The following is a 24,290-nucleotide window of genomic DNA, read 5'->3' on the forward strand; positions in this document are numbered from 1 at the left end:
GACCGAGACCAGAGAAGGCTAGGGCGGTGACGGCTTGAAGCCAAAAGAAGTCGCCGTCGTGCGTTGACGCGAGAGCCGCGGGCGGTCCACGAGCAGCCGCGCCAGGGGACGAACTAGGTCACAACCCGCCTGTGGGTGATTCCGGGCGAGGCCTGGGTGGCACAGGCCTCTGATCGCTAAACTACCCCGGTGCAAACGCTGATCACGTACCCGGGGGCGCGCGCGACCCTCCGAGGCAAAGACTCCGAAGCCACCCACCGGCTCGGGTCATGAGCCGAATGGGGAGGCTGGGCAGGCGCGACGCGCGGGCCGCGTACGTCGCCAACGGTGGGATCGACGCGAAACAGACGCCCTCGTCAGCCGCTGACATCGGAGCCAAGAGGTACGAGACACAGGGGACCCCTCTGCCTGGCGAGTCTGCGAGCTCGCTCATCGAAGCGCTACGGGGACTGGCACGAGTCCTGGGTACTGAAGTGCCGCTGGTGGCCGTCCTGGCGGACGCAACGACGGCTCCAGTAGAAGAGGCGGCCCGGGCGTTTGGCCGGGAACGAGGCGCCGACGTTGTGCTCATCTCCCCAGAGGAGTACAGCGAATGGCCCATCGACGAGACATCGGTCCGATGGCTTCGTGCAAGGAACTTCCGAGCGGTACATCGCCAGATGTTGGCGACAGGTCCGTTCGACGCGATCATCGACATGCTGGGAGTCTCGCTCGAGAGGGCAGAGGAACCCTTCGCCAAGCTGTTCTTCCATTTGAAACCCCGCGGGTGGTACTTCGTCGTTAGCCCCAGACCGGATGAAGCCAACGGCAGGACGCGTGCGCTGATAAAAACGACTCGCGCGTTTCTGGACACATACACGGCGGGAGGGGACGGCGAGCTCCCCGGCGGCCGCCTCGGTGAGCTGGTGGCTTCGACTGCACAGATCAGCGTTGATCGAACGGGAGTATTGATCCAGAAGAGGCACCGCCACTATGCGAAACTCCGAGACTCCAATGTGGCCAGGTTCCTTCCAACGCGGAATGAGGCGACCACGGTCGAGGCGATTGAAACCGTGAAGGGGGGAGTGCTCACCGCTATGGGGGCTGTGACCCACCACGGTGCGCCCGCCCCTGTTGCTCACATGGCGTCAAGCTTGGAGTATCCGGAAGCAAACTTGCTGCGGTATAAAGGCGAGATCTACATCGGATCGAACTCACTGCTCTATTCGGATGCTTCCATACTTCCGGCCTCATATCGCTATCCGACAGCGCCAACGCTCGCAAACCCTCGAATTGTTCAAGCCGATCGTGACTTCGCGCGTATTCCACAGCAGGTGCGTGCCGCCACGTCGCTTGACGGATCGTACTACCACCTCGACTGCTGGCACAGCGGCCACTTCGGGCATATTATGTCCGAAGTGGTATCGAGAATGTGGGGGTGGCATCGAGCGAAGGCGGACGACCCTTCAATCAAGGCAATCTTCCGTCGACGTTTTCCCAACGAGCGGAAGCCTGTGATAGAGAAAACCCTTTTCGAAGCCTTTGGGATCCCCTCCGAAGATATTGTGTGGGTCGATGAACCAGTCCGGATCAACTCAATTGTCACCGGAAGCTCCCTCTGGCAGAATGTCGATCCGTACTTTGTAAATCCGCTGATCACTCAAACCTGGGCACGACTCCGGGATGGACTGACTGGCGGTTCCGCAGGGGATTCGACCAAGATTTTTGTGAGCCGGCGTGCGGAACGACATGGTAATCGGACCTGCCGGAATGCAGCAGAGGTAGAGACGATCTTCGCGCACCACGGCTTCTCTATCGTCTATCCCGAGGACTTCTCGCATCACGAGCAGGCCGCGATATTTGCGAATGCTCGCGTGGTCGCTGGATTCGCGGGTTCGGCCCTGTACAACGTGATACTATCATCGCAGATAAGTACGCTAATTGTTCTGACTCACCATGCCTATACCGCACGTTATGAGCATCTGATGTCGCTAGCTCTCGGATTCGACACCCATTATTTCTGGGGCGACCCAGATGTATCTCATCCAAAGGATGGTTGGAGCGAAGAGGCCTACTATTCCAGCTGGGAGTTCCCGCTCGCCGCTCTCGGTGAGGAGTTGGCAGGTGTGCTTGAGTCAATCTAAGGAATCCATGCTCGGCGCGAAGCGTGCCGAGCGGCGTTTAGGGGCGGCATTCTTGGAGGATTGTCCGTAGTGACAGATCGACTGCGTGAGCGCACGCTCACGGAACTCGTCCGCGCATCCGACGCGGTGGCTTCAGTCCTGCCTGATCCGGCACGGATAGTCCTTCTGCTGACCGATTATGAGTCGGGCACCGAGCGGCCGTTGGTCGAGCGATTCCCTGAGGCGCACGTGCGCGTCTACGTGACTAATGATCCGACGGAGACCGTCGCCCCCGAGGAATGTCGCGTGACGGTGGTCCACGCGCAGGACCTCGCCACACGCATGGGGTCCGAGGTCCGGGAGCAGAGGCCAGATGTCATAATCGACCTCGGCAGAACTCGCGGCCAGAAGGTGAGCTCACTGCGACATCTCCTGTATCTGCTCCCGGAGGACGGTCTCTTTATCGTAGGGTCGCTTGACTCGGGTCATCCTGGAGTTCACTCGGGTGAATCTGAGACGATTATCGACGTCCTCCGAACGCTAGTCGCGCTCGAGACGATGTCAATCGCTGCGCGAGAACGTGTTCGCGGAGTCGATCGGGCCCTCGCCAATGCAGTGAAGTCGTTTCAGATCGAAGGGGGACTCGTTCGCCTGGTAAAGGCGCGACAACATTACGTGAAGCTCCGCGACTGGGCGACTGATGGGATACTGTCGGCGCGGCTCGGTAAGGATGCGAAGGAGGATCGCGCGTCGGTAGTTCAACTGCGTCCCGCTGATCGATTCAAGAGCGCCGAGCCTGTCCACTCATATGGGGACGGCCCCTTTGCGTCGGGCCACACGGAGTTTGAGGTTCCCGAACTCTATTTACGGCGCTACCGCGGGGCGATTGCGAGCGCACGTCAGATACTTCGGATGGGGGACTATGTGCTCCCCGATTCCTGGCGCCATCCTCATCAGCGCAATCTCAATAATCGGCAGATGGAGTACGCGACCGCTTGGATGGGGGCGTTCAAGGATGAGACGATCCCCTCGGAGCGTCGCGTCCTTGAAGGGTCGTTCTACTATTTCGACACAGAACTTCCTGGACATTTTGGTCATATTACGACGGACGTCCTTTCGCGTGTTTGGGGTTGGCGGGCAGCGAAGAGGATCGATCCGACGATTCGTCCGCTCGTCTCGGTATCGAGCAATTCGCCCGACGTGCCAGGTTTTCAGCGCACGATCTTCAGTGCGCTCGGTATCGACCTCGGTGAGGCTGTGGTTGTCGGCCCGCGCGAAGAGGTCGAGATCGAGACGCTCTATGCAGGATCGCCTGAGCTGGAGAACCCGCATTATGCATCCCCGGCATTGAAAAATGTTTGGCGGGAGCTAAGCGAGGGGCTTCCGACTGTTGATGCTCCCGAGTTTGGCGAGAAGATTTTTATCTCTCGTCGGCCGGGGGGCAAGCGCGACTGCACGAATGTGGCTGAGGTTGAGGCGTTCTTCGAGGCCCAAGGTTTCAGCATTTTGTTCCCTGAAGATTACCCGTACGCCGTTCAACATGTGTTCTTTCGACGCGCCCGTGTGATTGCCGGTTTTGGTGGGAGTGGAATGTTCAATATGATGTTCGCTCCTTCCGCTACGGTTATCATGGTGTCCGGAAGTAGTTATGACGCGGCCAACGAGAAGCTCATCGGTGCGGTGAACGAAAATCCGCTGCACTACTTCTGGGGCAAGTCTGAGTTGCCCATGCCGGAAGGTAGGTTCTCGTTGCAGGCATTCACTTCAAATTTCACGTTTGATGTGGCCCGATTTCGTGGTGACCTGCTTCGAGCGGTGGCCGAGTAGGCGCGACGTCGAGTTGTGCGAGATGGTGATCGGGTTGAGAGCGTTTCTGCGGTGTGAGAGGTAATCCATGCGTGTTCTAGTGACCGGTGGCGCCGGCTTTATCGGGGCGAACTTCGTCCAGCAGACGGTGGCGGAGCGTGCGGACGCAGTGGTGACGGTGCTGGATGCGTTGACGTATGCGGGGGATCGGTCGTCGTTGGCGCCGGTGGCGGACCGGGTGAACTTTGTCGAGGGGTCGATCACGGACGCAGACCTGGTGGACGGTCTGGTCGCGGACGCGGACGTCGTCGTGCATTTCGCCGCGGAGTCGCACAACGACAACTCGTTGACGGACCCGTCGCCGTTCGTGCAGACGAACGTGGCGGGCACGTTCACGTTGTTGGAGGCGGTGCGCCGCCACGGGGTGCGGTACCACCACATCTCTACGGACGAGGTGTACGGGGACCTGCCGTTGGAGGGTGGCGAGAGGTTCAGCCCCTCGACGCCGTACAACCCGTCCAGCCCGTACTCGTCGACGAAGGCCGGGTCGGACCTGCTGGTGCGTGCTTGGGTGCGCTCGTTCGGTGTCGAGGCGACGATCTCGAACTGTTCGAACAACTACGGCCCGTACCAGCACGTGGAGAAGTTCATCCCGCGGCAGGTGACGAACCTGATCGACGGGATCCGGCCCCGGTTGTATGGGGCGGGGTTGAACGTGCGGGACTGGATCCACGTGCATGACCACAATACGGCGGTGTGGGCGATCATCGACCGTGGCCGGGTGGGGGAGACGTACCTCATCGGCGCTGACGGCGAGACGAGCAACCTCGAGGTGGTGCGCACGCTGAACGAGCTGTTCGGGCGGGACGCGGACGACTTCGACCATGTCGCCGACCGGCCGGGGCACGACCTGCGGTACGCGATCGACGCGTCGAGGCTGCGTGAGGAGCTGGGCTGGGCCCCGCGGTTCACCGAATTCCGCTCGGGTCTGGCGGCGACGGTCGACTGGTATCGGGAGAACGAGGGCTGGTGGCGCCCGGCGAAGGCAGCCGTGGAGGCGAAGTACGCCCGCACCGGGCAGTAGGCAGGGCAAGAGACGTCGAAGGGCTCCGGGACCGCGTTGCGCGGTCGTTCCGGAGCAGCCCTTCGGCGTCGGTGTCCTCGTTCGTCCTGGCGCGTCAGGCGCGCAGGGACGTGAGGTAGTCCTGGACGGTGTCGTGGGTGGGCAGCAGGCCTTGGGCCTTGGCTTCGGTGAGGGTGGGGGCGGCGGTGTCCTTGTCGGACAGTTGTGCGACCAGGGGTGATCCGTCGCGGGCGGTGGTGGGCCACTGGATGCCGACCTCGGGGTCCAGGGGGTGGATGCCGTGCTCGTGGCCGGGGTTGTAGCCGGTGGAGCACAGGTAGAGCACGGTCGAGTCGTCTTCGAGGGACATGAAGGCGTGTCCGAGGCCTTCGCCGAGGTAGATGGCGCGGCGGTCGACGTCGTCGAGCAGTACGGAGTCCCATTGCCCGAAGGTGGGGGAGCCGACGCGGATGTCCACGACGACGTCGAGGACGGCGCCCTTGGGACAGGTGACGTACTTGGCCTGGCCGGGTGGGACGTCGGCGAAGTGGATGCCGCGCAGCACGCCGGCGGCGGAGACGGACGCGTTGGCCTGTTGCAGGTCGAGGGGGTGGCCGACGGCGTCGGTGAAGGGGCCGGCCTTGAACCATTCGAGGAAGACGCCGCGGGGGTCGCCGTGCTGTTTGGGGGTGATCTCGTAGGCGCCGGGGACGGTCAGCTCGCGGATCTGCACGGGGACTCCTTGATGGTTCGGCTGGGCCTGGTCGCGGGCCCGTAGGATCCTACGGTGACCGAGACGACCCCTGCTGCCGCTTCTCCTTCTGCCCACCGCCGTTGGTTGGTCGTCGGGGCGGGCGGGATGCTGGGCGCCGATCTGTTGGCGCGTCTCGGGGACGCGGGTGCGGACGTCGTCGGGCTGGGCCGGGCGGATCTGGATGTGACGGACGCGGACGCCGTGCTGGCCGCGGTGGGTGGGTTCGACGTCGTGGTGAACTGCGCGGCGTGGACGGCGGTGGACGACGCCGAGGTGCGCGAGGCGGACGCGTTCCGCGTGAACGCGACGGGGGCGTCGAACCTGGCGCGGGCTGCGCACGCGGCGGGCGCCCGCCTGGTGCAGGTGTCCACGGACTACGTGTTCGACGGAGCCGCCACCGCCCCGTACGCCGAGGATGCGCCGCTCGCGCCCGTGTCGGCGTACGGGCGGACGAAGGCCGCGGGGGAGTGGGCCGTGCGCGCGCAGGCGCCGGACCACCTGATCGTGCGCACGGCGTGGTTGTACGGGGCGCACGGCGGTTGCTTCCCGAAGACGATGGCGCGCCTGGGCGCGGAGAAGGACCGCCTCGCGGTGGTGGACGACCAGGTCGGGCAGCCCACCTGGACGCGCGACCTCGCCGACCTGATCGTCCGCATCGTCGAAGCCGATGCGCCCGCGGGGACGTACCACGGCACCGCCTCGGGGCAGACGTCGTGGTTCGGGTTCACCCGCCGCATCCTCGCCTCCGCGGGCCTGACCACCCCGCTGGAGCCCACCACCAGCGACGCGTTCGTGCGCCCCGCGCCCCGGCCCGCGTACTCGGTGCTGGGCCACGACGCCCTGCGCGCGGCCGGGGTCGCGCCGATCGGCGACTGGGCGGAACGCTGGGACGCCGCCGCGGCCGAGGTCCTCGGGGAGTAGCGCGGACGTCCCGGGTCAGTACATCTAGCGGACCTCACCCGCGGCGTACAAGACGCCGTGCTTCCCTGCTGCCGCCCGCAGCGCGTCGTCATAGGACGCGACCACGCCCCCGTGGTGCAGGGCGGTGGCCAGGACCACGGCGTCGGGCATCTTCAGGCGGCTCTGCATCCGCGTCCGAGCGATCAGCAGCGCGGCGGCAGGTCCCTCGCCGAGACCGCGGACGACGAACCCGATGGAGGCGAGGTCCGCCCAGGCCTGCTCCTCCGTCCCGAAGCGCACGAACCCCGCGAGGACTTCGGCCGCGGTGAGCGGGTGGAGGACCAGGTCGTGCTCGCCGTCGGCCACGAGGTCGACGACGAGCTCCGTCGCGCTCTCGTGATGGGCGTCGGTGGGCTCGAGATAGGCGATCACGACGCTGGCGTCGAGGACGATCACTCCCAGCCCTCACGCAGCTCGTCGAGGTAGCCGGGGCCGTAGACGCCCTCGTACTTTCCGGCGAGTTCACGCGCCTTGCGGCGTCGGGCCTCGCTGTCGCTCTTCGCCGTCGACTCGATCGACTCGGCGCCTGCCTCGATGAGGCGAGTCAGCAGCACGCTCTGCTTCTCGCCCGGCCATCGCTTCGCCGCGACGTCCAGCGCGTGGCGCACCGGTGCGGTGTGCGTCACCTGGGTTCGGGGATTGGTCGTGGGCATATCTCAAGTGTGCCACCGACGGCGCGGGTGGTACACCCTGGCCGTCACCCGTCGAGCAGGCCGAGCAGGTAGGTGCCGTAGCCGGACTTGGTGAGCTTCTCGGCCCGCTGGCGGAGCTCGTCGTCGGTCAGGAAGCCGCGCCGCCAGGCGACCTCTTCGGGTGCGCCGACCTTGAGGCCCTGGCGGCTCTCGATCGTGCGGACGAAGTCGGACGCCTCGAGCAGGGAGTCGAACGTGCCGGTGTCGAGCCAGGCCGTGCCGCGGGGCAGCACCTCCACGTGCAGGTCGCCGCGTTCGAGGTAGGCGCGGTTGACGTCGGTGATCTCGTACTCGCCGCGTGCTGAGGGCGCGAGGTCCTTCGCGATCTCGACGACGTCGTTGTCGTAGAAGTACAGGCCCGGCACGGCGTAGTTCGACTTCGGGTGTGCGGGCTTCTCCTCCAGCGACACGGCGCGACCGTCGGCGTCGAACTCGACCACGCCGTACGCGGTGGGGTCGGCGACCCGGTAGGCGAACACGGCCCCGCCGTCGAGGGTCGTGTACTTCTGCAGCTGGTCTCCGAGCCCCTGTCCGTAGAAGATGTTGTCGCCCAGCACCAGGGCTGCGGCGTCGGTGCCGATGAACTCCTCGCCGAGCACGAACGCCTGCGCCAGCCCGTTGGGCACCTGCTGCACCGCGTAGGAGATCGAGATGCCGAACTGCGACCCGTCGCCCAGCAGCCGCCGGAACTGCTCGGCGTCGTGCGGCGTGGTGATCACCAGCACGTCGCGGATGCCGGCGAGCATGAGTGTCGACAGCGGGTAGTAGATCATCGGCTTGTCGTAGACCGGCACGAGCTGCTTGCTCACCCCGAGGGTGATCGGGTGCAGCCGGGTACCGCTCCCACCGGCCAGGATGATTCCACGCATGGTCCATAGGCTATCGTCGCGAGCCGGTTCGTCCCGGGACAGGGTCGACGGATGGGCCGCGAGACGACCCCTCGGATCCGTGACCCCCTGAAGGAGCAGCTGTGTCCGCACCCACCGGCGCACCCGAGCGCGTGTCCGCGCCCGCGCGCCCGCGCGCGGAGGTCCGCACCGACGTGCAGGGGTTGCGGGCGCTGGCGGTGAGCGCGGTGCTCGTCTACCACCTGCTGCCGGGCACGGTGACGGGCGGCTACGTCGGGGTGGACGTCTTCTTCGTGATCTCGGGCTTCCTCATCACGTCGCACCTGCTGCGCCGGCCGGTGCGCGGCGTGGGGGACCTGCTCGAGTTCTGGGCGCGCCGGGTGCGGCGCCTCATCCCTGCGGCGACGGTGGTGCTGCTGGCCACGCTGGCGGCGACGCTGCTGTGGCTGCCGTCGACGGTGCACGCCCGCGTGGCGCGGGAGGTCGCGGCGGCGGCGCTCTACGTCGAGAACTGGGCGCTGGCGTCGTCGGCGACGGACTACCTGGCCGCCGACGAGCTGGCGTCGCCCGTGCAGCACTACTGGTCGCTGTCGGTCGAGGAGCAGTTCTACGTGCTGTGGCCGGTGCTGATCGGGCTGGCCGTCCTGCTCGCGGTGCGCCTTCGCGGCAGCGGCAGGTGGGTGCCGACGGCGGTGGTGGGGCTGGTCGTCGTCGTGTCGCTGGGGTGGTCGGTGCACCTGACGGCGACGAACCCGACCGCGGCGTACTTCGTGACGACGACGCGGCTGTGGGAGCTCGCGCTCGGCGGGCTGGTCGCGGCGGCGGTGACCGCGCGCCCGTGGCGGCTGCCGGCTCCGGTGCGGGCGGCGTCGGCGTGGGCGGGACTCGTGGCCGTGGTGGCGGCGGTGCTCCTCTTCGACGGCACGACGCCGTTCCCCGGCGTCGCCGCAGCGCTGCCCACGGTGGGCACGGCGCTGGTGATCGCGGCGGCGGCCGACGGCGCGCGCGGCGGTCCGGGCGGCCTGCTCGCGCTGCGCCCGGTGCAGTGGCTGGGCGACGTCTCCTACAGCGTGTACCTGTGGCACTGGCCGCTGATCGTCGTCGTGCCCTACGCGCTCGGGCACGAGCTGGGCGCCGCCGAGCTGGTCGGCGTCGTCGTCGCCTCGCTGCTCCTCGCGGCCGTGACCAAGCGCTGGGTCGAGGAACCGCTGCGCCGTCAGCCGCTGCTGGTGGGGCGTCGTGCGGCGACGTTCGGCCTGCTTGCGGTGTGCGTGGGCGTCTCCGCGGTCTGGGGGGTCTCGGCGGCCTCGGCCTCCGACGAACGCGCGCGCGAGGCCATCGCGTCCGCCCCGGCTCGGGTCGCCGACGCCGGTGAGTGCGCGGGGGCGGGCTCGGTCCGTGACCCGTCGTGCGACGTGCGCGGTCTGCTCACGCCGCCGGAGGCCGCGGCGCAGGACAAGCCCGCCGTGTACGCGGACGACTGCTGGAACGACCCGCCGTTCACGACCCGGAACAGCTGCACCTACGGCAGCGGCGACGCCCCGGTGCGGGTCGCGCTGCTCGGCAACTCGCACGCGGGCCACTGGGCGCCGGCGCTGGAGGCCGGCGAGGACGCGGGGGACTGGCAGGTCGACACGTACCTGCAGTCGTCGTGCTACCCCGTCGAGCAGCTCCTGGACTACGCGGCCGCGGACGACGCGCAGAACTGCCTCGACACCACGCGCTGGGCGGTCGACTCCGTCGTCTCCGGCGGCTACGACCTGGTGATCATGTCGGCGCGCACCAACCAGCTCCTCGCGGACGTGCCGGAGGCCGAGCAGACCGACGCGGCGCAGGCCGCCTACGCCCGCACGCTGGCCACGTTCACCGACGCGGGCATCCCGGTGCTCGTGCTTCGCGACACCCCCGCGATGCCCGACGACGTCCCCGACTGTCTCGCCACCGGGCCGGTCTCCTGGGACGACTGCGGGGCGCCGCCGTCGCAGGCGCTCGAGCCCGACCCGCTCGCGGCGGCGGGCCGCGCCGACACGTCCGGCCTCGTGACCGTCCGCGAGGTCACCGACCTCATGTGCGACGACGACGTCTGCCATCCCGTCATCGGCGGTGTGATCGCGTACTTCGACCACGGCCACCTCACCGCGACGTTCGCGCGCACCCTCACCCCGGAGGTCACCGACGGCGTCCGGGCCGCGCTGCGGACCGCGGAAGGCTGAAGCGCGCCGCTGCCGGTCGGGCCGTCGGGTCCTCGGGCCCGACAGCCTCGACCGGCAGCGGTCGTCGCAGGATCAGCCGGCGGTGTGCCGGACGAGCACGTCCTGCACGTGGGTCCGCTTCGACCTCGGCACCAGGACCTGCTGGTCGTAGTGGCCGACGGCGACGAACGAGATGAAGACCTCGTTCTCGGGGATGTCGATGATCTTGCGGATCGCGGACTCCTTGGCGCTCCCCATCGCCGTGTTGAGCGAGCACGACCCGAGGCCCGACTCGGTGAGGCCGAGCAGCAGCGACATCATGAACAGCCCGCCGTCGACGAACGGCTGGTTGCGCTCCGGGGCGAACAGGAACGCGTCGAGGTCCGCCGTGACCAGCAGCAGGCGGGGCGGCATCTCGTAGCCGTTGAAGCCGCCCTGGATGTCCAGCACCGACTTGATGACCTGCGGATCCTCGAACTGGTGCACCCGGGCGGCCTGGCGGTTGCACACCGAGGGCGACTGCATCGCGATCTGCACGGCCCTGCTGACGGCCTCGTCGCTGACGGGCTCGTCGGTGAACTCGCGTACGCTGCGCCGCCCGTAGACGACGTCGAGGAAGCCGCGGTGGTCGTCCGTCTCGAGGCGGATCTCGCGGATCTGCGCGGCGGGCAGGACACCGCCCTCGTGGTGCCGGGTGGTGTCGATGAGGTCCTGCGCCGCCCCCGAGAAGAGCTGGCGGAAGGCGGAGACGTCGGTCCTGAGCGCGTCGTGCCGGTCGAAGTAGGTCTTCATCACGGCCGCGGAGCTCTGCACGTACGGGTCGTCCGTGCTGTACCCCGACGAGAGCCAGGCGTTCATCTCCTTGGCGAGCCCCGGGACGGCGATCTTGCCGAAGCCGGGGCGGAAGTTGCTGCGGCTCAGGCCCTTCTCGATCGCGTGGGCGTGGAAGATCATCCGTGCCCGGGCCCCGGAGACCTTGCTGGCCTTGTGCGCGGTCTCGTAGGAGCGCACCTGCCGCTCCTGGTCCGCGAGGGCGAGCGCCATCGCCTGCTTGGCGAACCCCTGAGCAGGGGTCTTCCCGGCCTTGCGTCGCGCCTGGGCGGCGACACCGGCGGGGATCTCCTGGAGCGCGATGCTCCGTATCTCGGCGCCTGCCCGGCGTCCGGAGAAGTGCACCGCGCCCAGCATGACCTGGCTGAAGCCCGGGTCGGGCACCTGGAACGTGACGGTGTCCTGCCGTGCCTCCGGCGCCCCCTCGGGGAGGTTCACCCTGCCGACGACGCGGAAGCTGCCGGTCTCCGGGTTGCGGACGTGGACGTTGACGGTCCGGGCGTCGGTCCGGGGGGTCCAGTCCAGCGTCAGCTGGTACGCCGACCCCTGGGTCAGCACCTCCGGAAGATCGGTCCAGACGAGATTGCCGAGCACCGAGCCGCCACGCGCCACCTTCAGGCGGGTGCCGGTCGCCTTCCGGGAGATGCGCCAGGCGTTGCTGCTCGCGGCGAACTCGGGGTTCGTCAGCGTGAACCGCTGGAAGGGGCGGATCGCGGCGGAGCCCGGCGTGCCGGGGTCGAGCGCGGCCTTCAACCACTCCAGCGAGGAGGCTCGGCCGGACTCGATGTACTCGCGCGCCTTGGTGAAGTCGATGTCGCGGGTGACGTACGGGTTCTCGGCGATCGTCGCGGTCGTGTCGGTCTCGAGGACGCGGCGCTGGTCGCCGAAGCCCAACGACGCCAGGAGGTTCTTGAACCGGTCGGCTCCGCGCTTGGCGTTGTAGATCGAGGAGAACGGCTTCTCGAAGATCGCGGAGAAGGCCGAGCCGTGGAAGCTGTCCGTGACCACGTAGCCGGCGTCACGGTAGGCGCGCAGGAAGTTCTCCGGGGCGTCCTCGGCCAGGACCTCGGCCCGCGGCTCGTCCGCGAACAGGGCCGTGACCTTCTCGCGCCCCTCGTCCGGGTTGGGGATGATCACGATCTTGTCGAAGCCCAGCTTGTCCGCGATCGCCTGCGCGACGGCCTTCTTCTCCGCGCTCGGGTCGAGGAAGAAGACCGCCAGGTAGTCGCCCTCGGGGCTGACCGTCGCCTTGTCCGCCAGGTCGCTGTAGTGGTCCTGGGGCAGCAGGAACACCGGGTCCACGACCAGCGAGGCCTTGACGCCGAAGACGTCCCGCGCCGTGTCGATCGCGTACTCCTCGCGCACGGAGATCGCCTTGAACTGCTGCAGGTGTCCGGAGTGCTTGGCGACGAACGGCACCTTGAACTTCTCGGTGCCGCGGTTCCCGAACGATGTGCCGTACGCCACCCGCTCGTTCTTCGGGCCGACGAAGTCCAGGAAGAGGTCGTCGTTGACGCGGCCGATCAGCGGGTTCCACAGCTGGTCGCTGCCGACGACGAAGGTACGAGCGACGTCGTTCAGGCGGGGCAGGGCGGAGTAGTGCTCCTGGTCGGTGTGCTCGTACCCGACGCGCCGGGCGAAGTCCATCGACACGATGTCGGTGGGCCAGTGCACCCGGTAGCCGTTGTAGCCGAGCGGCTCGTGCACCATGAGCACCGAACGGCCGAGGCTCTCGACGGCGCGGTTCAGCCCGTAGTAGGTGAGGATCGAACCGTAGTTCTTGCCGTACCACCATCCGAGGATGGCGACGTCGTACGTCTTCGCCGGATCCGTCATGCGCATTGTCCCTGCCTGCTCGTGATGCCTGCGTGGTGCCCGCATCGTGTCTTCACTGGTTCTCGTCCACACCGTGGGTGTCGAACGTCGCGCGCCACTCCTCGACCGAGGTGAAGGACGGCATCGCCCCCCGGTACCGGCGGCTCAGCGGCCCCCACTGGCTGCGCAGCTGCCGGTGCAGCTGCATGCTGCGGACCAGATAGGCCCGGAACTTCTTCGGGTCCCGCACGTACATCGAGGCGCCGGTGCCGTCCGCCGACGTGACGACGGCGGAGTCGAGGTGCGACAGGCGCCACCACCGGGCGGCGGTCGTCGCGACGCGCTCCTCGGGCACCTCGAGCGCCTCCGGCCGGACCGCACGCAGCTGCTTGGCCATCCCGGTCAGCGCCGAGACGACCGCGTTGGGGGCCCCCGTGGGCGCCGACGGCACCTTGCCCTTGCGGGAGGGGCGGTGGCGCCGGGTGAGCGGGAAGGCGCCCGGGTCCTTCTCCACGACGGCGTCGGGGAAGGTCGCGCGCAGCGCCCGCACCTGGGTCAGCGTGGAGCCGATCGTCGCGTGCAGGTGCTCGGGGCCCTGCAGCAGGTCCTCGAGGGCCCGCAGCCGCAGCTCGACGGCCGAGTACTGCAGCTGCAGCAGGTGCTTGACGTCGCCGGTGAAGCTCGCGCGAGGGAGCCCGCCACCGCCGCGGTACGGCGAGTGCAGCATGGCCGCGAGCCAGCGGTTGCGCTGGTGGTAGTACGCCTGCCAGTCGATCGCGTCGTCCTTGTCGACCCACGGCACGTGCCACACGGCCGCCCCGGGCAGCGAGACGGTCGGGATGCCCTGGTCGGCGGCCCGCAGGCTGTACTCGGCGTCGTCCCACTTGATGAACACCGGTAGCGACAGGCCCACCGTGCGCAGCGCCTCGACCGGGATCAGCGACATCCACCAGCCGTTGTAGTCGACGTCGACGCGCTGGTGCAGCCACGGGGTGGTCCGCAGCGGGTGCAGCGAGAAGTCGTGCCGGTCGGACGTGTTCTCGATCTTGCCCCACCAGAACGAGTAGCGGTTGACCCGTTCGCCGAAGGTGTGCAGGCAGGACTTCTCGTACATCGAGAACATGTGGCCGCCCACGATCGTGGGCACCCTCGCGAAGTCGCCGAAGGCGATCGCACGGGCGATGCCCTCGGGCTCCGAGACGACGTCGTCGTCGAGCAGCATGACGTAGTCGGACTCGCCGGCCTGCAGCGTCTCCGCCATGCCGCGCGCGAACCCGCCGGACCCACCGAGGTTCCCTTGCCGCACGAGCGACAGCCGGTCGCCGAGCACCGACGCGGCCTCGGGGAAGTCGGGCTGCTCCTCGACGAGCTTGCTGCCCTGGTCGACCACGTAGACCCGGTCCACGACGTCCTTGAGGGTGGCGTCCTCGCCGAGCGCGCGCAGCTGCGCGACGCAGTACTCGGGGCGGTTGAACGTGGTGATCGCGATGGACGCCGTGCCCTGCTTGCGGGCGTGCGCCCCGGCGACGCTCCATGCCGCCGACTCAAGGGTCACGGCGCCGTCGGACGCGTAGAGGTCGAACCAGTACCACCCGCCGTCGCCGAAGGACGCGAGCGTCAGGTCGACGTCGACGACGCCGTCCATGCTGTGGATCAGACGCACCCGCTGGGGATTCCCGCGCGCGTTCGACTTGTACACCGCCACGGTGGCGGCACCCGAGAGCCGGATGCTGAGCCGCACCTCGTCGACGTCGGTCCAGCGCCGCCAGTACCCGGCCGGGAACGCGCCGAAGTACGACCCGAACGAGGCCTCGCGGCCATGCTCGAGACGCAGCGAGCGGCGCCCCAGCACCTCGGCTCCCGCCTCCGCGGGCGCGACGTCGGGGTGTGCCTCCTCGGTCGCTCGCGCCATCGTGAAGTCGACGTACAGCGGGAGCGTGTCGGGATCGGCATCGGGCGGCAGCACCACCTGATGCACGACGCGGCGCGCCACCGTCGTCTCCGAGGCCCTGTCGAGTTCTTCCATGAGAGTCACGCCTTACCCCCGAACACCGCGTCGAGCTTGTTGTCGACCATGGAGAGAGCGGCCCCGATCGCCATGTGCATATCGAGGTATTGGTAGGTTCCCAGCCGGCCACCGAAGAACACGTTCTTCTCGCCCTCGATGTGCTTGCGGTACAGCTGCAACCGTTCGCGGTCCGCCGAGGTGTTGACCGGGTAGTAGGGCTCGTCCCCGCGTTCGGCGAAGCGGGAGTATTCCCGCACGATGACGGTCTTGTCGCGATGGTAGTCGCGTTCGGGGTGGAAGTGGCGGAACTCCAGGATTCGCGTGTACGGAACATCCAGGTCTGCGTAGTTCATGACCGGGGTGCCCTGGAAGTCGCCCACGGGAAGCACCTCCTGCTCGAAGTCCAGGGTGCGCCACGACAGCTCGCCCTCGGTGAACTCGAAGTAGCGGTCGACAGGCCCGGTATAGACGACCGGCACCTGGCCGACCGTCGCCGCCTTGTTGACCGGCTGATCCGGGTCGAAGAAGTCCGTCTCGAGCCGGACCTCGATGCGCGGGTGGTCGGCCAGCCGCTCGAGCCACGCGGTGTAGCCGTCGACCGGCAGCCCCTCGTACGTGTCGTTGAAGTAGCGGTTGTCGTACGTGTAGCGCACGGGGAGCCGCTTGATGATCGACGCGGGCAGCTCGGTGGGGTCCGTCTGCCACTGCTTGGCGGTGTAGTCCCGGATGAAGGCTTCGTAGAGGGGCCGGCCGATGAGCGACACGCCCTGCTCGTCGAGGTTCTCGGGGTCCTTGCCGGCGAGCTCGCCGGCCTGCTCGGCGATGAGCTCCCGGGCCGCGTCAGGTCCGTGCGACGAGCGGAAGAACTGGTTGATCGTGCCGAGGTTGATCGGCATCGGGTACACCTCGTCCCGGTGGGTGGTGTACACGCGGTGCACGTAGCTGGTGAACGCCGTAAAGCGGTTCACGTACTCCCACACGCGTTCGTTCGAGGTGTGGAAGAGGTGTGCCCCGTACTGGTGCACCTCGATGCCGGTCTCCGGCTCCCGGGCGCTGTAGGCGTTGCCGCCGATGTGGTGGCGCCGGTCGATCACGAGGACGTTCGCTCCGTATTGTTCGGCGAGCCTCTCAGCGACGGTCAGGCCGAAGAATCCCGAGCCCACCACGACAGCGTCCGTCATACGACGACCTCCTCAAGAAACGAATGCGGTGCCGTGCACGCGTCACGGCGGGAGCATGGCCGCCAGGGGTGTTCCGGGCTGCTCACGGAAACCGAGATTAGGGGCACCACGAGGCGCTGAAGCGCGAAATTGAACGGCGTCTCCTGATGATCGAAAAGTGTTCACCCGGGCGTTACCTGCGCGTCGGACGACGGTCCGACACCGCGCGTTCGGGCGCGCTCCGCGGACCTGACGGCTAACGTCACGTCCTGACGGTCGCAACGAGGCGACCACCGCACCTCTCGAAGGGGACACCATGAACCTGCGCACCACCCATCGCGCGCGTCTGGTCGCCGTCGGCGCCGCCACGGCCCTCCTGATCGCGGGCGTCGGCAGCGCCGCGGCCGCCGGGGACACGGCAGCCGAACCGCCGTCCACCCCGGTCCCGGTCGCCACTCCTGACGGCCAGACCTTCTCCTACGTCGTCAACGCCAAGCACGCGAACCCCGGCCAGACGCGTCTCGCGGAGCGGGCCGTCGAGGCGGCGGGCGGCGTCGTCGTCCAGTCGTGGCCCGAGATCGGCGTCGTCGTCGCGCACGCGGCACGCGCGGACTTCCGCGCCGACGTCGTGCGGCTCGCGCGCGGGCACGCCGTCGCGTCCGTCGGGGTCACCCGCACCGTCCCGGTGAGCGAGGGCACGCCCGAGGCCGCCGCCGATGTCCCCGGGGCCAAGGGCGGCCCCTGGAAGTCGAAGGTCACCAAGAAGCCCGGGGTGGAGGTCGAGGACGGGTCCGGCACCGCCGCCGTCCCGGACCCGGGCGAGGCGACCCAGTGGGACATGGCGATGATCAAAGCCGACCAGGCCATCGAGATCAACCCGGGCTCGCCGGACGTGCTCGTCGGCGTCCTCGACTCCGGCATCGACGTCACGCACCCCGACCTCGCGACCCAGGTCGACACGAGCGCTTCGGTGAACTGCACGGCGGCGGGACGCCCCGACACGTCGGCCACGGGCTGGCTGCCCACCACGTCGGACCACGGCACCCACGTGGCCGGCACCATCGCCGCCGCCGACAACGGTGTCGGGATCGTCGGCGTCGCCCCCGGCGTCAAGATGGCGTCGGTGAAGGTCGTCAACGACGACGGCTTCATCTACCCGGAGTACGCCGTCTGCGGCTTCGTGTGGGCGGGCCTGCACGGCGTGGACGTCACCAACAACTCCTACTACATCGACCCGTTCGAGTACTGGTGCGACGACCAGCCCGACCAGGCGGCGGCGAAGGAGGCCGTGCGCCGGGCGATCGACTTCTCCACCGACCGGGGTGCCGTGCACGCCGCGGCGGCCGGCAACTCGGCCACGGACCTGGCGGCCAACACCCGGGACACGTCGAGCCCCAACGACTCGACGGCCGTGGACCGCACCATCAACTCGGGCTGCGAGGACATCCCGACGGAGGCGGACGGCGTCGTGACGGTCTCCTCCGTCACGAGCACCGGGGCCCTGAGCTCCTTCTCGAACCGCGGCCTCGGCAAGATCGACGTCGCGGCCCCGGGCAGCGCCATCGTCTCGACCGAGCTGAACGGGACGTGGGACACCAAGAGCGGCACGTCCATGGCGTCGCCGCACGTCGCCGGTGTGCTCGCGCTCATGAAGTCCGCGCACCCGGACTGGACGCCGGCCCAGCTCGAGCAGGCCGTGCGCGACCAGGCCGACGACCGGCCCTGCGGCACCACGACCGCCGGGCCCGTGTGCGTCGGGACGCCGCAGGAGAACTCGTTCTTCGGTGACGGCCTGGTCGACGCGCTCGACGCGGTGACGCTCGGCTGACCTGTCGCGACGGACGAGGAGGGCGGCTCCCGGCATGCCGGGGCCGCCCTCCTCCGTGGTCGGAGGATTCACCCCTCGCCAGTTGCTCGAGTCGTTCCGGATCAGCGGCCCGCGGCGTACCCCTGCGCCCCGCGGGGGTTCGCCGCCGCGCCGAGCACGCCGGTGGCGGGGTCGCGCGTGACGGCGCTGAGCCGTCCGAGCGCCCAGTCGCCGGCGAGGGTGAGCACGTGGCCGCGCTCGGCCAGCCCGGCGAGGACGTCGGCGCCGAGCCGGTCCTCGACGACGGCGCCGCCGGGCGTCCAGGTGCGCGGCCAGAACGACCCGGGCGCCGACGTCGTGTGCAGGGCGGGGGCGTCGATCGCCTCCTGCGGCGTGTAGCCGCCCACCAGCACGCGCAGCAGGAACGCGAGCTGCCACTGGTCCTGCTGGTCGCCGCCCGGCGACCCGCACGCCAGCACGGGCTCGCCGTCGCGCAGCACGAGCGTCGGGGTGAGCGTGGTGCGCGGCCGGCGGCCCGGCGCCAGGGCGGACGGCGAGGACTCGTCCAGCCAGGTCATCTGCAGCCGGGTGCCGAGGGCGAAGCCGAGTCCCGGCACCGCGGGGGAGGACTGCAGCCACCCGCCCGACGGCGTCGCGCTGATCATGTTGCCCCAGCGGTCGACGACGTCCAGGTGGCACGTGTCGCCGCGGGTCGCGCCGGTGGCATCGGTCTCGAGGCCGTCGCCGTTCAGCGGTGCGGTCGCACCGACGACGACGGTCGGCTCGCCCACGCCGGCCGCGGGGCCGCCGGCCGGGGCGCCGGGCAGGGCGGCGGCCGGGACGTCCGTGGCGTACGACGTGCGCAGGGGCGGCATCGCCGGGGTGTCGCGGCCCGCGACGTCGCCGGGGCGGACGTCGTGGGACGCGCGGTCGCCGATCATCGCGCGGCGGGCGGCGGCGTACTCCGCGGACAGGAGGACGTCGAGCGGCACGCCGTCGCCCGCGTCCCCGTACCAGGTGTCGCGGTCGGCGAGCGCGAGCTTGAGCGCCTCGAGCACGGTGTGCGCGCCGAGCTCGGTGGACGGGTCGAGCCGCGCGTCGTCGAACCCGTCGAGGATGCGCAGGGCCTCCAGCAGCGCGGGGCCCTGTCCCCAGGCACCGGTCTTGGCGACCGTGTACCCCCAGAAGTCGATCGTCACGGCGTCCTCGAACGACGCCTCGAACCCCGCGACGTCCGCCGCGGTGAGCACCCCGGCGTGGTCGCGGCCGTCGGCGTGCCGGTGCGGCGTGCGCACGAACTCCTCGGCCGCCTCGCCGACGACGGCGCGCCAGGCGGCGCGGGCGGCGTCCACCGCGGCGGCCCGGTCGGCGCCGCCCGCGGAGGCGTCGGCCTCGGCGGCGACGAGGCGCTCGAGCACGGCCGCCAGCTCGGGGTTGGTGACGAGCTCGCCGGGCCGCGGTGCCCGCCCGCCGGGCAGCCAGCGCTCCGCCGACGTGGGCCAGTGCTCCCGGAACAGCTCCGCGACGCCCTCGATCGTGCGGCACACCGCGGCCAGCACCGGGTGGCCGTCGCGCGCATACCCGATCGCGGGGGCGAGGGCGTCCGCCACGGTCCAGGTGCCGTGGTCGCGCAGCAGCAGGAGCCACGCGTCGACGGCGCCCGGGACGGCGGCCGCCAGCGCGCCCGAGCCGGGGACGAGGTCCAGGCCCTCGACGTCGCGGTAGTGCGCGATCGTCGCCCCGGCCGGGGCGGGGCCCTGCCCCATCAGCACGCGGGGACGGGCGGGATCGTCCGCCGTCGCGAGGATCGCCGTCATGTCCCCGCCGGGCCCGTTGAGGTGCGGCTCGACGACGTGCAGCACGAACGCCCCCGCGACGGCCGCGTCGAACGCGGTGCCGCCACGCTCCAGCACCGACTGGGCGCTCGCGCTCGCCAGCCAGTGCGTCGAGGCGGCCATCCCGAACGTGCCGCGCAGGTCCGGACGCGTGGGGTGGGCGGGCGGGGGAGTGAACGTCATCGAGGATCCTCCGTGGTGTGTCCGAGGGCGGCGACGAGGAGCGTGAGTACCGCGCTCACGCCCACGCCCCACGCCAGGTGGGCCTGCAGCAGCAGGGCGCCGGCGGCCGCGCCGGCACAGATGAGGGCGATCGCGGCGATGCGCCGCCCGGAGTTCGTGCCGTGCCCGCCCGCCAGGCGGGAGTCGGCGGCCAGGCCGGTGATGGTCGACGTGACGACGACCGTCGTGACGTCCTTGACCGACAGATGACGTGCCGTCGCCGCCTGCGTGCCCATCGCGAGGGCTAGCAGCCCGGTCACGGTGAGCTGCACGGCGTGCGGCAGCTCGTCACCGGAGACGGCGAGCAGCACGGTGATCGCGGTCAGCAGGACCCCGACGGTCGCGAACATCCCGGTGGTGCGGGCCGACCAGCCCACCTGGACGGGGCGCAGCGCCACGCCCGCGACCACCGCACCGCCCATGAACGTGCCCAGTGCGAGCAGGGGTCCGGCGACGGGCAGGTCGTCGCCGCCGGCGAGCGCCATGCCGAGGATGACGACATTGCCCGTCATGTTGCCCGTGAACACCCGGTCGAGGCCGAGATAGCCGACGGCGTCGGCGATCCCGGTGGAGAACGTCAGGGCGAGCATCAGGGCGAGATGGAGGCGGTCGCGGTCACGCCGGAGCGGTCCGAGGAGCGAGGGCACCACGCCACCGTACCGATCGGCGACAGGCGGGTGCCCGGAGCGCTTGACAGTTCCAGATGACAGCGGGGTGGTTCCGTGCCTAACCTGCCCCGTTGGTCACAGCATGATAAAGATCACCGGGGTTTTGCCAGGGGTGCGTACAGGGCTGTGCCGGAGATGGCCTAACGTCGTGAACAGTGTGTGGCGGCCCCGTGCCGGTGCCAAGCCGAGACGACGCCGCCACCGTCCGGTCGACGAGCGTCGCCGTCGGACCGGGCAGGCCATGTCCCCGACCCCGGGAGAGTTGTGTCAGCCATCCAGGCAAATGGTTTGACGAAGATCTTCGGACGCCGCCCGCAGCGCGGCGTCCGCATGTTGGAAGAAGGCGCCGATCGCGCCACGCTGCGCAAGGAAGGCCTCACCGCCGCGGTCATCGACGCCACGTTCGACGTCGCGCCCGGCGAGATCTTCGTCGTCATGGGACTGTCGGGCTCTGGCAAGTCCACTCTGATCCGCACCGTGAACGGGCTCCTCGAGCCCACCGCCGGATCCATCAGCATCGACGGGCAGGACGTCACGCACCTGTCCAAGGCCGGCCTGCGCGAGGTCCGCCGCACCAAGGTCAGCATGGTGTTCCAGCACTTCGCGCTGCTGCCGCACCGGACCGTCGGCGAGAACGCCGCCTACCCGCTGCAGCTGCGGGGCGTGAGCAAGGCCGAGCGCGAGCAGCGCGCCGAGGAGGCCCTCGGCATGGTCGGCCTGGGCGGCTGGGGCGGCTCGCTGCCGTCCGAGCTGTCGGGCGGCATGCGCCAGCGCGTCGGCCTCGCCCGGGCGCTTGCCGCGGGCACCGACGTCCTGCTCATGGACGAGGCGTTCAGCGCCCTGGACCCGCTGATCCGCAAGGAGATGCAGGACCAGCTGCTGGAGCTGCAGTCCGAGCTGGGCAAGACCATCCTGTTCATCACCCACGACCTCAACGAGGCCATGCGCCTCGGCGACCGCATCGCCATGATGCGCGACGGTCGCATCGTGCAGGTCGGCACGGCCGAGCAGATCCTCAACGAGCCCGCCAACGACTACGTGGCGCAGTTCGTCGCGGACGTCGACCGCAGCCGCGTGCTCACCGCGTCCGCGGTGATGGAGCGCCCGGCCGCCGTCATCGGCGTCGAGTCCGGGCCCAAGGCCGCGCACAAGCTGCTGCGCGAGCACCAGGTGCCCGCGCTGATCGTGACCGGCCGCAACCGCCGGCTCGAGGGCGTGGTCTGGGAGGACGACGTCGCGAACGCCGTCAAGCAGGGCGCCGACACCCTCCCGCTCGGCGGCGAGGGCGCGATCCGCGTGACCCCCGACACCCCGCTCATCGAGCTCCTCGGCGACGCCGCGGCCAGCCGCGCGCCGCTGGCGGTCGTCGACGAGAACGACCGCCTCCTCGGCGTGATCCCCCGCGTGACGCTGCTCAGCGCGCTGTCGGTCCCTGACGGCGAGAACGGCGTGGCGGGCGGAGAGCCCGCCCGCGCCGGAGGCGACGACAGCGACACCGTCCTCGACACCGCGGGAGCGAACTGATGACCATCCCGAACCTGAACCTCGGCGACTACGTCGCGGACGGCGTCGACTGGATCAAGGACAACTTCGACCCGCTCCTGGACGGCATCAGCACGGGGCTGGCAGCCCTCGTCGACGGCATCTCCGGCGTGCTCCTCGCACCGCCGCCGCTCGTCGTCGTCGCGGTGTTCGCGCTGCTCGCCCTCCTCGTGCGGTCGTGGTCGTTCGCGGCCGTGACGCTGGTCGGGATGCTCCTCGTCGTGAGCATGGAGCTGTGGGAGCCGGCCATGGACACCCTCGCTCTGGTGGTCGTCGCTGCCGTCATCGCGCTCGTGATCGCCATCCCCCTGGGCATCCTCGCGGCCCGCAGCGACGGGTTCAGCGCGGTCATCCGTCCGGTGATGGACTTCATGCAGACCATGCCGGCGTTCGTCTACCTCGTGCCCGTCGTGATCTTCTTCGGCATCGGCGTCGCCCCCGGCGTCTGCGCCACGATCATCTTCGCGCTGCCCCCCGGGGTGCGTCTCACGGAGCTGGCGATCCGCCAGGTGGACCGGGAGACCGTCGAGGCGGGCGAGGCGTTCGGCGGCACCGGCCGCCAGATCCTCGCCGGCATCCAGCTGCCTCTGGGCCTCCCGACCATCATGGCCGGGGTGAACCAGGTCATCATGCTGGCGCTGTCGATGGCCGTCGTCGCCGGCATGGTCGGCGCGGGCGGGCTCGGTGCCGAGGTCGTCGGGGCGATCTCTCGCGTGGACGTCGCGTCCGGCTTCGAGGCCGGCCTCGCTGTCGTCATCCTCGCCATCTACCTGGACCGCCTCACCGGCGCCATCGGTCAGTCCACCGGGCGTTCGCTCATCGACGTGCTGCGCCGGCGCCGCCGTGTGGCGCCCGCCGTCTGAGCGCCCCGGAACGGCGTCCCGGTGCCCGGGACCCACATCGTCGAAATGCCGGCACAGGCCGGCACGAAAGGAATCCACCATGAGCAAGCACCAGATGAGCCGCCGCGTCCGCCGGGGCACCGCCCTGGCCGCGGTCGCCGCACTCGGCCTGACGCTGACCGCCTGCGGCAGCGACGACGGCGGCGAGGGTGGCGGGTCCGACGACAAGACCGTCACCCTCGGCTACATCCCCTCCTGGACCGACGGCCTCACCATGGCGTACCTGCTGGACAACCAGCTCTCGGCCGCGGGGTACGAGGTCGAGCACAAGGAGCTCAACGAGGCCGGCGTGCTCTACACGGCGCTCTCCGAGGGCGACGTGGACCTCTATCCCTCGGCGTGGTCGGGGCTGCACAGCGCCTACATCGAGCAGTACGGCGACGACCTGCAGAACCTCGGGGACTTCTACGAGGACGGCAAGAAGTTCCTGGCCGTCCCCGAGTACACCGACATCGACTCGCTGGCCGAGCTGCCGGACAACGTCGACAAGTTCGACGGTGTCATCACCGGCATCGAGCCCTCGGCGGGACTGATGAAGGACACGGCTGAGCTCGCGATCCCCGCCTACGGGCTGGACGACGCCGGGTACACGCTGCAGGAGTCCTCCACGTCGGCCATGCTCACCGCTCTCGGTGAGGCGATCGACAACAAGGAGGACATCCTCGTCACCATGTGGACGCCGTTCTGGGCGAACGGCAGCTACCCGCTCAAGGCGCTCGAGGACCCCGAGGGCGCGTTCAGCGACCGCGACAACCTCGAGTTCATGGCGAACAGCGAGTTCGCCGAGGGCAGCCCCGAGATCGCCGACTGGCTCGGCTCGATCAAGCTGAGCGACGAGCAGTACAGCTCGCTCGAGAAGACGGTCGCCGTGGACAACCAGGACGACCCGGCCGCCGGCGTCGAGCAGTGGCTCGAGGAGAACCCGGACGTCATCCCGGCGTTCGAGGGCTGAGTGCCGCAGCGCCGAGAAGTCGAGACGCCCGCCCGGTCCGCACCGGGCGGGCGTCTCGGCGTCCGGGACGTTTGCCCCGGGCTCGCGCCGGGGCACTAGATTGGCCCGCACCTTTCATTGCGAACCGCGCC

General features: G+C 69.5%; 18 protein-coding genes. 9 read left to right on the forward strand and 9 right to left on the reverse strand.

The annotated features are described in order from the left end of the window. Window positions 1-269 precede the first annotated feature (269 nt). From ABZ493_RS15225 to rfbB, 3 genes are all read left to right on the forward strand, one after another. The gene (locus ABZ493_RS15225; protein ID WP_430582987.1) at window positions 270-2,123 is read left to right on the forward strand and encodes a glycosyltransferase 61 family protein; all 1,854 of its coding nucleotides are present in this window, start codon (window positions 270-272) and stop codon (window positions 2,121-2,123) included. Window positions 2,124-2,192: 69 nt separating this feature from the next. Beyond that, the gene (locus tag ABZ493_RS15230) at window positions 2,193-3,929 is read left to right on the forward strand and encodes a glycosyltransferase family 61 protein (RefSeq protein ID WP_430582988.1); all 1,737 of its coding nucleotides are present in this window, start codon (window positions 2,193-2,195) and stop codon (window positions 3,927-3,929) included. A gap of 67 nt (window positions 3,930-3,996) precedes the next feature. Beyond that, complete coding sequence (gene rfbB, locus ABZ493_RS15235) at window positions 3,997-4,992, forward strand: dTDP-glucose 4,6-dehydratase (protein WP_430582989.1); 996 nt, start codon at window positions 3,997-3,999, stop codon at window positions 4,990-4,992. A gap of 94 nt (window positions 4,993-5,086) precedes the next feature. Here the strand turns inward: rfbB and rfbC are convergent, their stop codons facing one another. Then, window positions 5,087-5,704, reverse strand: a complete 618-nt coding sequence (gene rfbC / locus ABZ493_RS15240; RefSeq protein WP_430582990.1) for a dTDP-4-dehydrorhamnose 3,5-epimerase — start codon at window positions 5,702-5,704, stop codon at window positions 5,087-5,089. A 54-nt stretch (window positions 5,705-5,758) separates the two neighbouring features. On the opposite strand from rfbC, the gene rfbD reads away from it, so the two are divergent. Next, on the forward strand, window positions 5,759-6,646 hold the full coding sequence (gene rfbD / locus ABZ493_RS15245) for a dTDP-4-dehydrorhamnose reductase (RefSeq protein WP_430582991.1): 888 nt from the start codon (window positions 5,759-5,761) through the stop codon (window positions 6,644-6,646). 24 nt (window positions 6,647-6,670) lie between these two features. Here the strand turns inward: rfbD and ABZ493_RS15250 are convergent, their stop codons facing one another. The 3 genes from ABZ493_RS15250 to rfbA are packed head-to-tail and all read right to left on the reverse strand — an operon-like array spanning window position 6,671 to window position 8,246. Beyond that, window positions 6,671-7,081: a type II toxin-antitoxin system VapC family toxin gene (locus ABZ493_RS15250; RefSeq protein ID WP_430582992.1), complete on the reverse strand. Its 411-nt coding sequence runs from the start codon at window positions 7,079-7,081 to the stop codon at window positions 6,671-6,673. After that, the gene (locus ABZ493_RS15255) at window positions 7,078-7,338 is read right to left on the reverse strand and encodes a hypothetical protein (protein WP_430582993.1); all 261 of its coding nucleotides are present in this window, start codon (window positions 7,336-7,338) and stop codon (window positions 7,078-7,080) included. The genes ABZ493_RS15250 and ABZ493_RS15255 overlap by 4 nt, the downstream gene beginning before the upstream one ends. Window positions 7,339-7,382: 44 nt before the next feature. Further along, window positions 7,383-8,246: a glucose-1-phosphate thymidylyltransferase RfbA gene (gene rfbA, locus ABZ493_RS15260; RefSeq protein WP_430582994.1), complete on the reverse strand. Its 864-nt coding sequence runs from the start codon at window positions 8,244-8,246 to the stop codon at window positions 7,383-7,385. 101 nt (window positions 8,247-8,347) lie between these two features. On the opposite strand from rfbA, the gene ABZ493_RS15265 reads away from it, so the two are divergent. After that, window positions 8,348-10,438: an acyltransferase family protein gene (locus ABZ493_RS15265; protein ID WP_430582995.1), complete on the forward strand. Its 2,091-nt coding sequence runs from the start codon at window positions 8,348-8,350 to the stop codon at window positions 10,436-10,438. A 72-nt stretch (window positions 10,439-10,510) separates the two neighbouring features. Here ABZ493_RS15265 and ABZ493_RS15270 read toward each other — a convergent pair whose 3' ends face one another. The 3 genes from ABZ493_RS15270 to glf are packed head-to-tail and all read right to left on the reverse strand — an operon-like array spanning window position 10,511 to window position 16,252. Beyond that, window positions 10,511-13,084 (reverse strand): polysaccharide pyruvyl transferase family protein, encoded by a 2,574-nt coding sequence (locus ABZ493_RS15270; protein WP_430582996.1) that lies wholly within the window; start codon window positions 13,082-13,084, stop codon window positions 10,511-10,513. A 52-nt stretch (window positions 13,085-13,136) separates the two neighbouring features. Further along, a complete protein-coding gene (locus ABZ493_RS15275; protein WP_430582997.1) occupies window positions 13,137-15,089 on the reverse strand; it encodes a glycosyltransferase in 1,953 nt (650 codons plus the stop codon). Window positions 15,090-15,094: 5 nt separating this feature from the next. After that, window positions 15,095-16,252 (reverse strand): UDP-galactopyranose mutase, encoded by a 1,158-nt coding sequence (gene glf / locus ABZ493_RS15280; RefSeq protein ID WP_430582998.1) that lies wholly within the window; start codon window positions 16,250-16,252, stop codon window positions 15,095-15,097. 295 nt (window positions 16,253-16,547) lie between these two features. Here glf and ABZ493_RS15285 point away from each other — a divergent pair, with 295 nt between their 5' ends. Continuing rightward, window positions 16,548-18,059 (forward strand): S8 family serine peptidase, encoded by a 1,512-nt coding sequence (locus ABZ493_RS15285; protein ID WP_430582999.1) that lies wholly within the window; start codon window positions 16,548-16,550, stop codon window positions 18,057-18,059. A 101-nt stretch (window positions 18,060-18,160) separates the two neighbouring features. On the opposite strand, the gene ABZ493_RS15290 is transcribed toward ABZ493_RS15285, so the two are convergent. Both ABZ493_RS15290 and ABZ493_RS15295 read right to left on the reverse strand, forming a co-directional pair. Beyond that, complete coding sequence (locus tag ABZ493_RS15290; protein WP_430583000.1) at window positions 18,161-20,056, reverse strand: gamma-glutamyltransferase; 1,896 nt, start codon at window positions 20,054-20,056, stop codon at window positions 18,161-18,163. Beyond that, window positions 20,053-20,742 carry a YoaK family protein gene (locus ABZ493_RS15295; protein ID WP_430583001.1) on the reverse strand — a complete coding sequence of 230 codons (690 nt, stop codon included), beginning with the start codon at window positions 20,740-20,742 and terminating at the stop codon, window positions 20,053-20,055. The genes ABZ493_RS15290 and ABZ493_RS15295 overlap by 4 nt, the downstream gene beginning before the upstream one ends. 285 nt (window positions 20,743-21,027) lie before the next feature. Here ABZ493_RS15295 and ABZ493_RS15300 point away from each other — a divergent pair, with 285 nt between their 5' ends. The 3 genes from ABZ493_RS15300 (at window position 21,028) to ABZ493_RS15310 (ending at window position 24,159) form a co-directional block, all read left to right on the forward strand. Further along, window positions 21,028-22,287, forward strand: coding sequence for a glycine betaine/L-proline ABC transporter ATP-binding protein (locus ABZ493_RS15300; protein WP_430583002.1), 1,260 nt, complete (start codon window positions 21,028-21,030; stop codon window positions 22,285-22,287). Continuing rightward, window positions 22,287-23,168 (forward strand): ABC transporter permease subunit, encoded by an 882-nt coding sequence (locus ABZ493_RS15305; protein WP_430583003.1) that lies wholly within the window; start codon window positions 22,287-22,289, stop codon window positions 23,166-23,168. The genes ABZ493_RS15300 and ABZ493_RS15305 overlap by 1 nt, the downstream gene beginning before the upstream one ends. A gap of 79 nt (window positions 23,169-23,247) precedes the next feature. Further along, on the forward strand, window positions 23,248-24,159 hold the full coding sequence (locus ABZ493_RS15310; protein ID WP_430583004.1) for a glycine betaine ABC transporter substrate-binding protein: 912 nt from the start codon (window positions 23,248-23,250) through the stop codon (window positions 24,157-24,159). The last annotated feature ends 131 nt before the right edge of the window (window positions 24,160-24,290 follow it).

It is taken from the genome of Isoptericola sp. NPDC019482 (assembly GCF_040632295.1).
GTDB lineage: Bacteria > Actinomycetota > Actinomycetes > Actinomycetales > Cellulomonadaceae > Isoptericola.